Raw genomic sequence first — 13,775 nt, forward strand, 5'->3', positions numbered from 1 at the left:
CAGATCGGGGTAGATACCGTCGGACAATCCGAGTGAATTTTCCCGGTGCGCCGCGATCCTTCTATTACCACAGGGAGGAATACGGGCTTTATGAACAACGCAAAACTTTATGTCATCGACTACACCCTTCACGGCACGCCCAAGTCCTTCATTATCCGCTCGGACAAGATGGACAACGCCGAGGCTTGGCATTGGGCGAGTTGCGACGCCGGCGTAGGCCGGATCCCGCGTTTCGGTCGGGAAAAGGTGCAGAAGACCAGTAAACCGATGGCGGAAAAATTCGGCGTGGAAAACGTCGTTTGGCGACCGACCAGCTAAGCTGCGCACAGTGATCGACATCATTCGGGGGAAAGCACAATGACCCACCTCCTGAGCCCGGCACATCTGGATTACGGCCTGGACAGCTTGTTCGGGCGTATCACCAAAAGTGTCGACTGCCCGGTAGGACTTGAACCCGTCGAAGATGATCCGTTTCGCTTCGCGCTGAGGGTGCCGGCACCGTTACCTGAAGATCTTGATCAGGCGAAAACCGTCGTGGTCAGGGTTGGCGGTCGATTGCTACAAGGTACGGTGCGCCATACCGAGCGGCTGGAAGATGACAGCCTGAAACTGGAAGTGGAGCCTGATTAGGCTCCACTTTTTTATGGGTACGTTTACTTGGGATGCGCGCACTGGCAGCCCTTGCTTGAACATTCCTCGCCCCCCTTGTGGTGGTGGGCGCAGGCCTCGCAGCAGTAGTGCTTGCCGTGCACAGCGTACGCATGCTCGCCGTCTTTGATGGTGCATTTACATCCGGGACAATCGCATTTTCTATCAGGCATGGGACAGACTCCTTGGGTGGTGGTTGTCTGAGGCTTGAATGCAAGCCGTAAACAACAGTGTAGGAGCTGCGGAAGGCTGCGATCTTTTGATTTTGTTTGTGTTTGGATTTTGGTTTTTGGGAGTTGTGAGCATATCCGTTGCTACGGGTGTTGCGGCTGGCGGTTTCGCTCTTACAGCGAGTCCCTTTTTCAAACGCCAAAAGGAACCAAAAGGCTTTGCCCCCGGCGTACGGCACTTCGCTGAGGCTCAGTGTTCCCTCGCTACGGTGTCCATCCGGGGGCATCGCCTACGGTTTGCTTCGCTGCACCTCCTCTCGATGTATGCGGCTTCGCCGCACGGCGCTGCGCGCCTAACCCCCGGATGAACACCTTCGCTCGGCCTGCCGATGGGTGCTAAGAGCAAGAGCAACATCAAGAGCCAGATCAAGAGCCCCTCACCCTAGCCCTCTCCCGGAGGGAGAGGGGACTGACCGCGTTGTTTGGGAGAGATATATCGACGTGAGATACCGAGTCGAACACGGATTTTGAAAAGCCCAAAAATCGGCCCCCTCTCCCTCTCCCTCTCCCTCTCCCTCTCCTCGGGAGAGGGCTTGGATGAAGGGCGAACCCACCACAAAACCAAAGCCAACCGCATCGCTCTCTCACCACTCAACACAATGAGCGTTAGCTCGAGTGCAGCTCTTGATCTCGAAGGCCCGTCGGGAGGCTGAGTGCAGGGATTCATCCGGGGGGAACATCGAAAGGAGGTGCAGCGAAGCAAACCGAAATCGATGCCCCGGATGAACCCGGAGCGAAGGAACCCGAGCCACAGCGAGGGCCGTACGTCAGGGCAAAGCCTTTTTGGTTACTTTTTCGGCGTCTGGAAAAAGTGACCCGCCGTAAGGGCGGAACCCTAAGCAGCCATCACCGCAGCAACGGATATGTACTCAGTCAGTAAATCAATCAACCCCACGAACACTACTGCGATACATAAAAACCAAAGCCAACCCCAAACAACCCATCGCCAAAACCCGACTGGAAGAAAGCTCAATCGCCGGATTCCCCAACCAGCCAAAATTATCAATCAACATCCCCATCCCAAGCTGCCCGACAATGACAGCCACAGTCGCCACAGCCGTCCCCACCACAGGCACCGCGCCCACCATCACCATCATATAAACCACCCCAAACAGCGCCCCCATCAACTGCCACTTGGGCACATCCAGCAGACTCACCGCCTGCGCCGGCTCAAAAAACAAAATCAACAACCCCGTCACCACCGCGCCCACCACAAACGTCAGCAAACTGCTGCGCAATACACCAACGGTTTCACCCAAACGCCCATTGATCGCCGCCTGCACACTCAACACCGCGCCGGCCAATACCACCACTGCCAACAAAATAATCAGACTCATCACTCACCCCCGCGCAATCAAAACCAGTGCCACCACAATCAACCCCAACGCCAGCCAACGCTCAGCGTTAACCTTCTTGCGCGTCGCCCCGAACCAGCCGAAATGATCGATCAAGACACTCTTGCCGACCTGCCCGGACAGAATCGCGATCATCGTCATCGCAATACCGATATGCGGCGTCGCCAACGTCAGAACCACCACATACATCGGCCCCAGAAACCCACCGATCAACTGCCAGCGCGGCAGATCGGTCAGCGCAGGGCCCTTTTGCGGGCCGGCGAACAACAGCAGCAAAAACAGAATCGCCGAGCCGACGCCAAAGATGCTCAAGGTCGCCCACAAATGCCCGACCTGCACCCCCAACGGCCCGAGCAAGCCCGCCTCCACTGATAAACCCATGCCCGCCAGAATCACCAGCGGCAGCAACAACAATCGCAACAACGGCTTGGCCACTGGCGCGCTAACACTTACCTCATCCAACGTTTGCATAACCAAAACCTGTGCAAGTAAACGATGGCGCGGATTATCGGCTGGCTTCGCTGTGCGATAAATGGGAGCATCCGGACAACACTTTTGCGCAACTCGCACAGCAGGATGACCCATGCACGGGCTCAATGAATTCGGTTTCAAGGCACTCAGACTGTTTGTCGCAGTGCTCGACCACGGCAGCTTCTCCGAAGTCGCCCGCCGCGAGGGCGTGGCGCCCTCCTCCATCTCGCGGCAGATCCAGTTGATGGAACAAGCGCTGAACCAGCAATTGCTCTATCGCCACACTCGCGCAGTCACGCCGACCGAAGCCGGGCGCATGCTCGGTCACCATGCGCGCCTGGTATTGGTGCAACTGGAAGAAGCCGAACAAGCCTTGCAGGAACAGCAAAGCGAACCCACCGGCCTTGTGCGGATCAATGCCCCGGTGGTGTTTGGTCAACGGCATCTGACGCCGTGGCTCGGTCAGTTGTGCGCCCGTTACCCCAAGCTGCAACTGGACATCCAGCAAACCGACCATTACGTCGACCCGTTGCAGGAAGGTGCAGACCTGTTGTTTCGCATCGGCCCGCTACACGATTCGAGCATGCAGGCGCGGATAATTGCGCCACACCGCTTTCAGGTCGCCGCCAGCCCGGCGTATCTGAAACGTCACGGCACGCCGCAGCATCCCGACGAACTCGCGCGACATCAGTGTCTGGCCTACAAAGGCGCGACTGGCCAGCAGCGTTGGTTTTTCCGTCAGGATCAAGGCGACTGGACGCCCTATTCGGTGAGGGGGCCGATCACCGGCAACCACGCCGACACCCTCACCCAGGCTGCCGAACAGGGGCTGGGGTTGGTGATGTTTCCGTCATGGCTGATTGGCGAAGCGGTGCGCGAAGGCACGCTGGTGCCGGTGCTGGGCGAATATCAGGTGTCGAACAGTCTGGAACCGCAGCAGATCGCGGTGCTGTGGCCAGGGAGCCGGCGGTTGTCGGTGAAGGTACGGACGGTGATTGATTTCTTTGTCGAATGTTTTGGCGAAGTGCCTTACTGGGACAGGCCTTGAGGACTACACCATCCCTGTAGGAGCTGCCGCAGGCTGCGATCTTTTGATCTTCTGAAAAGCAAAATCAAAAGATCGCAGCCTTCGGCAGCTCCTACAGGGGTTTGTGTACGGCTCCTAGATTCGGAACTGCCCAACCAGTTTGCCCAGTCGCTGGCCGAGATCCGCCAGACTGCGCGAAGTCTGCGCCCCCAGCTGCGTTTCATCCGCCACGCTATCCACCGCCACCGCAATCTGATGCACGCTGCGGTTGATCTCTTCGGCCACCGCCGTCTGCTCCTCGGCAGCGCTGGCAATTTGCGCGTTCATCGAGTTGATGGTCGCAATCAATTCTGCCATCGCATCCAGCGAAGCCCCGGCCTGATTGGCTTGCGCCGATGTACCGTCACCCGCCTCGCTGGAGCGGCGCATCGCCTCGACCGCCGATTGCGTGCCCGCCTGCAAGCGATCAATCATCGCCTGAATTTCCTGGGTGCTGATCTGCGTACGACTGGCCAGCGCACGTACCTCATCCGCCACCACTGCAAACCCACGCCCGGCCTCACCGGCGCGCGCCGCTTCAATTGCCGCGTTCAGTGCCAGCAGGTTGGTTTGCTCGGCAATCGAACGGATCACCCCGAGCACGCCGACAATCGAACTGACGTCCTGTTGCAGGCTATCGAGCGATACCCCGCTGCTGCGGATGTCATCGACCAGCGCATGAATCTGTTTGATGCTGCCCGCGACCACGCGTTTGGCGCTCTGGCCTTCTTCGTCGGTTTGCTGGGCGGCGACGGCGGCGTTCTGCGCGCTCTTGGCGACTTCCTGGGCGGCGGCGGACATTTCGTTGATCGCCGTGGCGACCTGATCGGTCTCGTGGCGCTGACGCTCCATCGCCTGATCCGAACGCTGGGCCTGATCGGAGACCTGCGTCACCAACCCGGTCAGTTGCGTGGTCATCTCGGTGATCTGCCGCACCAGGCCATGAATCTTGTCGACGAAGCGATTGAACGAGCCGGCCAGTTCACCCAGTTCGTCCTGGCTGGTGATGTTCAGGCGGCGTGTCAGGTCACCCTCGCCTGCTGCGATGTCATCGAGGTTGGCTTTCATCTGGGTCAGCGGACGCAAAATGGTATTGGCCAGCAGCATCCCCACCGCCGCAATAACGAGCAGCACCACCACCGCCACGCCGACGATGCTCAGCACCACGCCTTGCATGCGTTCCTGCACCTGCGTTTCGACCAACGCCACTTGCGCTTCGATGCCGTCGAGGTTGACCGAGGTACCGACCGCCATGTCCCACTTCGCGAGGTATTCGGTGTAGCCGAGTTTCGGCACCAGCACCTTCGCGTTGCCCGGCAGCGGCGAGCTGTATTGCAGGTAATGCGTGCCGTCCTTCGCCACTTTCACCAGGCCGAGGTTGACGTAGACGCCATTCGGATCGCGGTTGTCCTTGAAGCTTTTGCCCACGCCTTCGGGATCGTTGGCCTTGAACAGGCGCACGGTTTCGGAGTCGTAGCCGAAGAAGTAGCCGTCCTTGCCGTAGCGAATCCCCGAAAGCAGTTTGATCGCCTGCGCGCGCGCCGCTTCATCGCCGGGGGCGGCAGCGTCGTACAGCGGTTTGATCGTGGTCATGGCCACGGCGACGTAACTTTGCAGAGTGGCTTTGGCGTCGCCGAGCAGGCGCTCGCGGGTCTGTTCGACCTCTTCGCGCGCCTGTTCCTGAAGAATGAACAGCGTGGTCAGGCTGATGACCAGCGCAAAGAGCAATACCGGGAGGACGGCGAGGGAGAGGACTTTAGCCTTGAGGCTCAGGCGCATTGGGGGTGCTCACTCTTTTGGTTTTATTGGCGTGGTTAAAGGCTTTAACGGCACGCCAGGTCAAAAGTTGAGTCAGCAGACACCTCATCACCCTGTGGGAGCGGGCTTGCCCGCGATAGCGGTGTGTCTGCCACATAATTGTTGAATGTGTCGACGCCATCGCGGGCAAGCCCGCTCCCACAGGGTTCAGCGGTTACAACACCATCGCGGCCACCCAGCCGAACGCCAGCAAAGGCAGGTTGTAGTGCAGGAAAGTTGGCACCACGGTGTCCCAGATATGGTGATGCTGACCGTCGATGTTCAGGCCGGAGGTCGGGCCCAGGGTCGAGTCCGAGGCCGGCGAACCGGCATCGCCCAGCGCACCGGCAGTGCCGACAATGCAGACGATGGCCAACGGGCTGAAACCCAGTTGCACGCACAGCGGGACGAAAATCGCCGCCAGAATCGGCACCGTGGAAAACGACGAACCGATGCCCATGGTCACCAGCAATCCGACCAGCAACATCAACAGCACGCCCACGCCCTTGCTGTGATTGATCAACGACGCCGACGACTCGACCAGGGTCTGTATCTGCCCAGTGGCCTTCATCACCTCGGCGAAGCCTGAGGCGGCGATCATGATGAAGCCGATCATCGCCATCATCTTCATGCCTTCGGTGAACAGATCATCGGTGTCGCGCCATTTGACGATGCCCGACACCGAGAAGATCAGGAAGCCCACCAGCGCCCCGATAATCATAGAGTCGAGCAGCAACTGCACGATGAACGCGGCGGCAATCGCCACGCCGGCAATCATCAGGCTCAGCGGGTTGTACTGCACCGCCACTTGCTCGACCTGCTCGATCTTCGCCAGATCGTAGACGCGCCGCTTGCGGTAGCTGATGAAGGCCATCGCCAGACCGAACACCATGCCCAGCGCCGGGATGCCCATGGCATGGGTGACGTTGATGCCAATGATGTCGACGCCGCTGCGGGCGACGTTGGCCAGCAGAATTTCATTGAGGAAGATGTTGCCGAAACCCACCGGCAGAAACATGTACGGCGTGATCAGACCGAAAGTCATGACGCAGGCGATCAAGCGGCGGTCGAGTTGCAGCTTGGTCAGTACATAAAGAAGCGGCGGTACCAGCAACGGAATGAACGCAATGTGGATCGGCAGAATGTTCTGCGAGGCAATCGCCACCACCCACAACAGGCCGATCAGCAGCCATTTGACGTTGCCGCCACCGGTTGCATGTTGGCGGTCGACCATTGCCAGGGCCTTGTCGGCCAGCGCATGGGCCAGGCCCGACTTGGCAATCGCCACGGCGAAAGCGCCGAGCAATGCGTAGGACAACGCCACCGTCGCCCCGCCGCCCAAGCCGCTGTTGAACGCCTTGAGCGTGGCATCGATGCCCAGACCACCGGTCAGGCCGCCAACCAGCGCGCCGACGATCAAAGCGATCACCACGTGCACGCGGGACAGGCTGAGAATCAGCATGATGCCAACCGCCGCTATGACTGCATTCATTTCACTACCTCAAAAAACACTGCGGTGGAAAACCGACCGCCGGACAGGATGAGTCCGCCATAGGTCAACCGGCGGATTGCAAAGAGGGTCTTATTAGAAGGGCGCGCACTGTGCCGCAGAGTGGCGGTGGTGTCAAAGTCGCCGCCTCCCGTGAGTGATAAATATCCCCCGTGGCGAGGGGATTCATCCCCGATCGGCTGCGCAGCAGTCGTCGTTTTTGATCTTTCGACTTATCTGGTGCATCGAAGTGAATGGTATTGGGGCTGCTTCGACGCCCATCGGGGATGAATCCCCTCGCCACAGGGGGATCGTCGCCGATGCAGGCATCGTTGAAGTGCGGCAATCCGCCATATTGTGTTTGCGGGATAAAGAAAGCCGTTTTACGGCCGCTACAGTGCAAAGTCTCAGATACTTATCGAAATAAGGACGTCTCCATGTCGCTCAGACAACTTTCCATCCAATGGAAAATCACCCTGCTCGCCGGGCTTTGCCTGGCCGGTATCGTGACCCTGTTGGTGGGTCTTTCGCTGTATCGCATGGAGCACAGCTCCGCAATGGTGAAAGCCTCCAGCATGGAGATGCTCACCGAATCGGCCCAGGCGCGCATCGAATCCCAGGGCGAGGTGCAAGCCGCCGGCATTCGCCAGCAGTTCATGGACGCCTATCAATACGGCCATGGTTTCTCGCGTCAGGTTTTGTTCCTGCGCGAGCAGGCCGAAAAGCGCTTCCTCGATGCCTTCGACCTGCGCGAAGACATGACCCGTCAGGTCAAGTCCGCGCTGCAGGCCAACCCGGACTTGCTTGGCCTGTCGCTGGTGTTTGAAGCCAACGCGCTGGACGGCAAGGATGAACTGTTTGCCGGCCAGGCCGAGCTGGGCAGTAACGACAAGGGCCGCTTCGCCCTGTACTGGTCGCAGCCGACCCCGGGCAAAATCACCTCGATGGCCCTGCCGGAAAGTGACATGGCCGATACCAGCACCGGCCCCAGTGGTCAGGCTGCCAACGCCTGGTTCACCTGCCCGCGCACCACGCTCAAACCCTGCGTGATCGAACCGTACTTCTATGTGATCGATGGCCACAACGTGCTGATGACCAGCATCGTTTTCCCGCTGATGGTCAACGGTAAAGTCATCGCTTCGCTGTCGGTCGACATCAACCTCAACAGCCTGCAAGCGATCAGCCAGAGCGCCAGCAAAAAGCTCTATGACGGCCAGACCGCCGTGAGCATCATCAGCCCTGTCGGCCTGCTTGCCGGCTACAGCCCGGATGCCAGCAAACTCAGCCAGCGTCTGGACGCCGTGGATAAAACCAGCGGCGCCGAACTGCTGCGCCAACTGGCTTCCACTACCAACGTCAGCAGCCTGCACAGCAACGGCCAGTTGAAAGTGCTGTCGCCGTTCCAGCCGATTCCCGGCGGACCGTCGTGGGCGGTGTTGCTGGATGTTCCTGAAAAAGTGCTGGTGGAACGCGCCGAAGCGCTCAAGCAGCAACTCGATGCGAGCAACAACACCGGCACGCTGATCGAGTTGGGCCTCGGCGTTCTGGCGGCGTTGATTGGCCTGCTACTGGTGTGGTTGATGGCGCGCAGCGTGACCCGACCGATCCTTGGCGTGGCGCACATGCTCGAAGACATCGCCAGCGGCGAAGGCGATCTGACCCGGCGCCTGGCGTACGACAAGCAGGATGAACTCGGTCAACTGGCCGGTTGGTTCAACAAGTTCCTCGACAAGTTGCAGCCGATCATCGCCGAAGTGAAACGTTCGGTGCAGGACGCGCGCAACACCGCCGACCAGTCCTCGGCCATCGCCACGCAGACCAGCGCCGGCATGGAACAGCAATACCGTCAGGTCGATCAGGTCGCGACCGCGTCCCACGAAATGAGCGCCACCGCGCAGGACGTGGCTCGCAGTGCCGCTCAGGCGGCCGAAGCGGCCAAGGATGCTGATCGTGCCACGCGTCAGGGCCTGACCGTGATCGACCGCACCACTGCCAGCATCGACACCCTCGCCGCCGACATGAGCGCGGCAATGGTGCAAGTCGAAGGCCTGGCCGCCAACAGCGAGAAAATCGGCGCGGTGCTGGAAACCATCCGCGCCATCGCCGAGCAAACCAACCTGCTGGCCCTCAACGCAGCGATCGAAGCGGCTCGTGCCGGTGAAGCCGGACGCGGTTTTGCCGTCGTCGCCGACGAAGTCCGCAACCTCGCCCGCCGCACGCAGGAGTCGGTGGAAGAAACCCGTCAGGTCATCGAACAGTTGCAGAGCGGCACGCAGGATGTGGTCGGCTCGATGAGCAACAGCCATCGTCAGGCGCAGGGCAGTGTCGAGCAAGTTGGCCAAGCGGTGACGGCGCTGCGTCAGATTGGTGATGCGGTGACGGTGATCAGCGACATGAACCTGCAGATTGCCAGTGCCGCTGAAGAGCAGAGCGCGGTGGCAGAAGAGATCAACAACAACGTGGCGACGATCCGCGATGTGACTGAATCGCTGTCGGGTCAGGCGAACGAGTCGGCGCGGGTGAGCCAGTCGCTGAACAGCCTGGCGAATCAGCAGCAGAGTTTGATGGATCAGTTTCGCGTCTGATTCGAAGAACCTGTGGCGGCTTGCTTGTTCGAGCTACAGCGGTTCACCCAGAAACGCACTCCCCCTGTAGGAGCTGCCGAAGGCTGCGATCTTTTGATCTTGATCTCTTAAAAACAAGATCAAAAGATCGCAGCCTTCGGCAGCTCCTACAGGGTTTGTGCAAGGGTTCAGGTTATCGCCGAGGCAGCTGAATCTCCACCTTCAACCCTCCCCACTCGCTCTCGCCCAACACCAACGTCCCGCCCCACGTATCGACGATATCGCGCACAATCCCCAGTCCCAGGCCATGGCCGTCAGTCTGCTCATCAAGCCGTGTCCCGCGACTGAACACCTGAGCGCGTTGTTCGGCAGGAATCCCCGGGCCATCATCCTCAATGCTCAAGGCAAACCCGTCAGCGCTCTCGACCACGCTCAAACGCACTTCGGCATCCGCCCATTTGCAGGCGTTATCCAGCAGGTTGCCCAGCAGCTCCAGCAAGTCCTCACGATCCCACGGCAATTGCAGCCCCGGCGGCGCCAAGTAGCTCAACGCCAGATGCTCGCCGTGGATCATGTTCAGCGTCGCCAGCAATCCCGGCAGTTCGGCATCGCAATCAAACAGCGCACCCGGCAACGCATCACCGGACAGTCGCGCGCGATTGAGTTCACGATTGAGCCGTTGCTGCACCTGTTCCAGTTGTTCCTTGAGGATCTTGCGCAGCTCGGGATGACCATCGAGTTTTTCGCTCGACGCCAGGCTCAGCAGCACCGCAAGCGGCGTTTTCAGCGCGTGGCCGAGATTGCCCAGCGCATTGCGCGAACGCTTGAGGCTGTCTTCGGTGTGCGCGAGCAAATGGTTGATCTGCGCCACCAGTGGTTCCAGCTCCACCGGCACCTGATCGTCCAGTTGCGAGCGCTGGCCCTGCTGCAACTGAGCGATTTGCTCACGCGCCTTTTCCAACGGACGCAGCGCGCGACGTACGGTGAGGCGTTGCAACAACAGAATCAGCAGCAAACCGGCCAGACCGAGACCGAGTCCGATCTGGCGCATGCGTTGGAAGCTGTCGTTCACCGGCGTGTAATCCTGCGCGACGCTGATGGAGATCGACTGGCCCAATCGGCGATAGTCCGAACGCAGCACCAGCAATTTCTGGCCGTCCGGGCCCAATTGCAGATTACTGTGCAGCCCCGGATGCTCGAGCAGCGGCAGGTCCTGATCCCACAACGAGCGCGAGCGCCAGTGGCTGTCGGCAAAATCGATGCGGAAATAATGCCCGGAGAACGGCCGTTGATAGGCTGGCGACAGGTGACGCTCATCCAGCTGCAAGCCCTGCGGGCCGCGCACCAGCGCCACCAAAAGGCTCTCGCTGTCGTTGCGCAATCCGGCTTCGAGGTAGCGTTGCAAGCCCATTTCGAACAACCACAGGCTGGTTTGCGCCAGCACCAGACCCACCACCACCATCACGCTGATCAAACCCAGGCTCAAGCGGCGCTGGATCGACCTCATGAAGCTTGCCCGCCGAACAGGTAACCCTGACCGCGACGGGTTTCGATGACGCTTTTGCCCAATTTGCGGCGCAGGTGATTGACGTGGACTTCGAGGACGTTGGAGTCACGCTCGGTCTCGCCGTCATAGAGGTGTTCGGCGAGGTGGCTTTTGGAAAGAATCTGCTCAGGGTGCAGCATGAAATAGCGCAGCAGACGGAATTCTGCGGCGGTCAGCTGGATATCGGCACCGTCGCGCGTCACGCACTGACGGCCCTCGTCCAGATGCAGGCCGGCAGCCTTGAGCGTGGTTTGATTGGCCTGGCCCTTGGAGCGGCGCAACAGCGACTGCACCCGCAGGTGCAGCTCTTCCGGGTGGAACGGTTTGGTCAGGTAATCGTCAGCGCCGGCCTTGAGGCCCTCGATGCGTTCAGCCCAGGAGTCGCGCGCGGTGAGGATCAACACCGGGATCGCCAACCCGCCCGCGCGCCACTGCGCCAGCACCTCAAGCCCCGGCACACCGGGCAAGCCGAGGTCGAGGATGATCAGGTCATAGGGCTCGCTGCTGCCCTGATACACCGCATCGCGGCCGTCCGCCAGCCAATCCACCGCGTAACCTTGACGTTGCAGACCGGCGATCAACTCGTCGGCCAGCGGTACGTGGTCTTCCACCAGAAGCAAGCGCATCGATCAATCTTCCTTGTCTTTCACGAGTTCACCGGTATCGGCCTTCAGGTGCAGCTCGCGCGCGACACCCTCGGCCGTCAGCAACTCGACTTCATAAATGTAGACGTCGTGTTTCTCTTCCAGCTCGACTTCCAGCAATTTTGCCCCGGGATAGCGATCCATGGCCTGCTGCAACACTTGCTCCAGCGGCAGGATCACCCCGCGCTGACGCAGCTTCAGTGCCTCGTCCTGATCGAGGTCGCGAGCCATCGCCGACGAACAGGAAATCACAAGCGCCAACGCAGCAAGGCTGGTGGCGCGAACATTAACCTTCATTACGTATCCTGATGATCCTTGAGAACCTGCCCACTGACCGCGTCTAATTCCAGATCCCAGTTCAGCCCCTGTGGATCACGCAGTTCGACCTGGTAGATGTACTTGCCGTACTCCTCTTCCAGCTCGGTTTCGGTGATGGTCGAACCCGGGTGTTTGGCCAGTGCCGTGGCATTGAGCTTCTCGAAGGAGACGATAGTACCAGCGTCGCGCAACCGCAGGGCTTCATCAGGGCCCAAATCGCGGGCATGGGCGAGGCTGGCGGTCAGGCCGAGGATCGAGACGAGGGACAGGGCAGTCAGGGTTTTCATGGGTATCTCCGTATTTTTATGTGTTGCCTACTGCCGGCACCTTAACGGGATGAACTTAACTGAAACTGAATGGCCATCATTGTGCCCACCAAACTCGTTTCCCCTGTAGGAGCTGCCGCAGGCTGCGATTTTTTGATCCTGCTTTTTTAAAGTCAAAAGATCGCAGCCTTCGGCAGCTCCTACAGGGATCGCAACATGTGTTTATAATTCTTCGCTTGCTAACGATCGAGACCGGTATGACTGCCATCCACATCAAGTTCCCCGCCCTCACCCTCAAGGCTGGCCCCCGGGCCATGGCGCGGATTCGTGCGCAAGGCCTGAACGCTGCCGACGTCGGCACCCTGCCCGGCGCGGCCGGTGGGCCGAAGGCGCTGGGGATTCAGGGGCTGGATCTGGCGTTGTTCGGTGAGTGGCTGCCGAGCGCGCCGCGCGAGCGTTCGCTGATCGGGGCTTCGGTCGGTTCCTGGCGCTTCGCCAGCGCCTGTCTGCCGGACGCCGCCGAAGGCATCCGTCGCCTCGGCCAGCTCTACGCCGAGCAGAATTTCAACAAAGGCGTGACCATGGCCGAGATCAGCCAGAGTTCACAGCGCATGCTCAATGACCTGCTCGACGGCCGCGATGCGAGCATCCTCAACAACGCCGATTACCGCTTGAACATCATGGTGGTGAAGAGTCAGGGGCGTCTGGCCGATGATCATCGTGGTCGACTGGGGCTGGCGCTGGGCTCAGTAATTGCCGATAACCTGCGAGGCCGCGCACGGCTGTCGCGGCACTTCGAACGGTTGATCATCCACGATCCGCGCCTGGCGCCGCCGGTCAATGCGTTGAACGACTTTCCGTCACGCTTCGTCGCGCTCAATGCCGGCAATCTGCGTCAGGCGCTGCTGGCCTCGGGTTCGATACCGATGGTCATGGAAGGCGTGCGTGATTTGCCGGGTGCCGGTGCCGGAACGTTTCGCGACGGAGGGCTGCTCGACTATCACCTCGACCTGCCCTACAGCGGCGACGGTATCGTGCTCTATCCGCACTTCACCGACCGGGTGATTCCGGGCTGGTTCGACAAGACGTTGCCGTGGCGTCGTGCTTCGGTGGAGCGCTTGCAGGACGTGCTGTTGCTCGCGCCTTCGAAGGAATACCTGGCGCGCCTGCCCTACGGCAAACTGCCCGACCGCAACGACTTCAAGCGCTTCATGGGCGATGCACCGAGCCGGCAAAAATACTGGCACGCGGCGATGGACGAGAGCCGCCGACTGGGCGACGAGTTTCTCGAACTGGCTGCCAATGGTCGCCTCGCCGAGCGCTTGCTGACCCTTTAGTCAGCACGGCCAAACACAAGCTGGTAAACTCGCCGCCTGCCCGA

General features: G+C 60.2%; 13 protein-coding genes and 2 pseudogenes. 6 read left to right on the top strand and 9 right to left on the bottom strand.

The annotated features are described in order from the left end of the window. The first annotated feature begins 90 nt into the window (after positions 1-90). A complete protein-coding gene (locus ACA061_RS17205) occupies positions 91-318 on the top strand; it encodes a DUF6555 family protein (protein WP_034154602.1) in 228 nt (75 codons plus the stop codon). Between the two features lie 39 nt (positions 319-357). Further along, positions 358-630 (top strand): hypothetical protein, encoded by a 273-nt coding sequence (locus ACA061_RS17210; protein ID WP_497299695.1) that lies wholly within the window; start codon positions 358-360, stop codon positions 628-630. Positions 631-653: 23 nt separating this feature from the next. Here ACA061_RS17210 and ACA061_RS17215 read toward each other — a convergent pair whose 3' ends face one another. From ACA061_RS17215 to ACA061_RS17225, 3 genes are all read right to left on the bottom strand, one after another. Beyond that, a complete protein-coding gene (locus ACA061_RS17215) occupies positions 654-821 on the bottom strand; it encodes a metallothionein (RefSeq protein ID WP_080896040.1) in 168 nt (55 codons plus the stop codon). Positions 822-1,759: 938 nt separating this feature from the next. Beyond that, the gene (locus ACA061_RS17220; RefSeq protein ID WP_150605317.1) at positions 1,760-2,215 is read right to left on the bottom strand and encodes a DMT family transporter; all 456 of its coding nucleotides are present in this window, start codon (positions 2,213-2,215) and stop codon (positions 1,760-1,762) included. 3 nt (positions 2,216-2,218) lie between these two features. Continuing rightward, on the bottom strand, positions 2,219-2,704 hold the full coding sequence (locus ACA061_RS17225) for a DMT family transporter (RefSeq protein WP_042560081.1): 486 nt from the start codon (positions 2,702-2,704) through the stop codon (positions 2,219-2,221). 112 nt (positions 2,705-2,816) lie between these two features. Here ACA061_RS17225 and ACA061_RS17230 point away from each other — a divergent pair, with 112 nt between their 5' ends. After that, the gene (locus ACA061_RS17230) at positions 2,817-3,752 is read left to right on the top strand and encodes a LysR family transcriptional regulator (protein ID WP_497299696.1); all 936 of its coding nucleotides are present in this window, start codon (positions 2,817-2,819) and stop codon (positions 3,750-3,752) included. Positions 3,753-3,866: 114 nt separating this feature from the next. On the opposite strand, the gene ctpM is transcribed toward ACA061_RS17230, so the two are convergent. Together ctpM and ACA061_RS17240 are read right to left on the bottom strand one after the other, a co-directional pair. After that, positions 3,867-5,549, bottom strand: coding sequence for a methyl-accepting chemotaxis protein CtpM (gene ctpM / locus ACA061_RS17235; RefSeq protein WP_210553135.1), 1,683 nt, complete (start codon positions 5,547-5,549; stop codon positions 3,867-3,869). A 193-nt stretch (positions 5,550-5,742) separates the two neighbouring features. Continuing rightward, a complete protein-coding gene (locus tag ACA061_RS17240; protein WP_497299697.1) occupies positions 5,743-7,059 on the bottom strand; it encodes a Na+/H+ antiporter family protein in 1,317 nt (438 codons plus the stop codon). A 755-nt stretch (positions 7,060-7,814) separates the two neighbouring features. Between ACA061_RS17240 and ACA061_RS17245 the strand changes: the two are divergent. Beyond that, positions 7,815-8,783: pseudogene (locus ACA061_RS17245) on the top strand (PDC sensor domain-containing protein); the annotation flags it as partial. Positions 8,784-9,047: 264 nt separating this feature from the next. Continuing rightward, positions 9,048-9,641, top strand: a pseudogene (locus tag ACA061_RS17250) (methyl-accepting chemotaxis protein); the annotation flags it as partial. A 172-nt stretch (positions 9,642-9,813) separates the two neighbouring features. On the opposite strand, the gene ACA061_RS17255 reads toward ACA061_RS17250, so the two are convergent. The 4 genes from ACA061_RS17255 to ACA061_RS17270 are packed head-to-tail and all read right to left on the bottom strand — an operon-like array spanning position 9,814 to position 12,415. After that, positions 9,814-11,127, bottom strand: coding sequence for a sensor histidine kinase (locus ACA061_RS17255; RefSeq protein WP_497299698.1), 1,314 nt, complete (start codon positions 11,125-11,127; stop codon positions 9,814-9,816). Beyond that, positions 11,124-11,792: a response regulator transcription factor gene (locus ACA061_RS17260; protein ID WP_042560088.1), complete on the bottom strand. Its 669-nt coding sequence runs from the start codon at positions 11,790-11,792 to the stop codon at positions 11,124-11,126. Before ACA061_RS17260 ends, ACA061_RS17255 begins: the two co-directional genes overlap by 4 nt. A 3-nt stretch (positions 11,793-11,795) precedes the next feature. After that, positions 11,796-12,107, bottom strand: coding sequence for a PepSY domain-containing protein (locus ACA061_RS17265; RefSeq protein ID WP_150605323.1), 312 nt, complete (start codon positions 12,105-12,107; stop codon positions 11,796-11,798). Next, positions 12,107-12,415, bottom strand: coding sequence for a PepSY domain-containing protein (locus tag ACA061_RS17270; protein WP_150605324.1), 309 nt, complete (start codon positions 12,413-12,415; stop codon positions 12,107-12,109). The genes ACA061_RS17265 and ACA061_RS17270 overlap by 1 nt, the downstream gene beginning before the upstream one ends. A gap of 236 nt (positions 12,416-12,651) precedes the next feature. Here ACA061_RS17270 and ACA061_RS17275 point away from each other — a divergent pair, with 236 nt between their 5' ends. Further along, a complete protein-coding gene (locus tag ACA061_RS17275; protein WP_150605325.1) occupies positions 12,652-13,731 on the top strand; it encodes a patatin-like phospholipase family protein in 1,080 nt (359 codons plus the stop codon). Positions 13,732-13,775 lie beyond the last annotated feature (44 nt).

Source organism: Pseudomonas sp. LBUM1668, assembly GCF_059695715.1.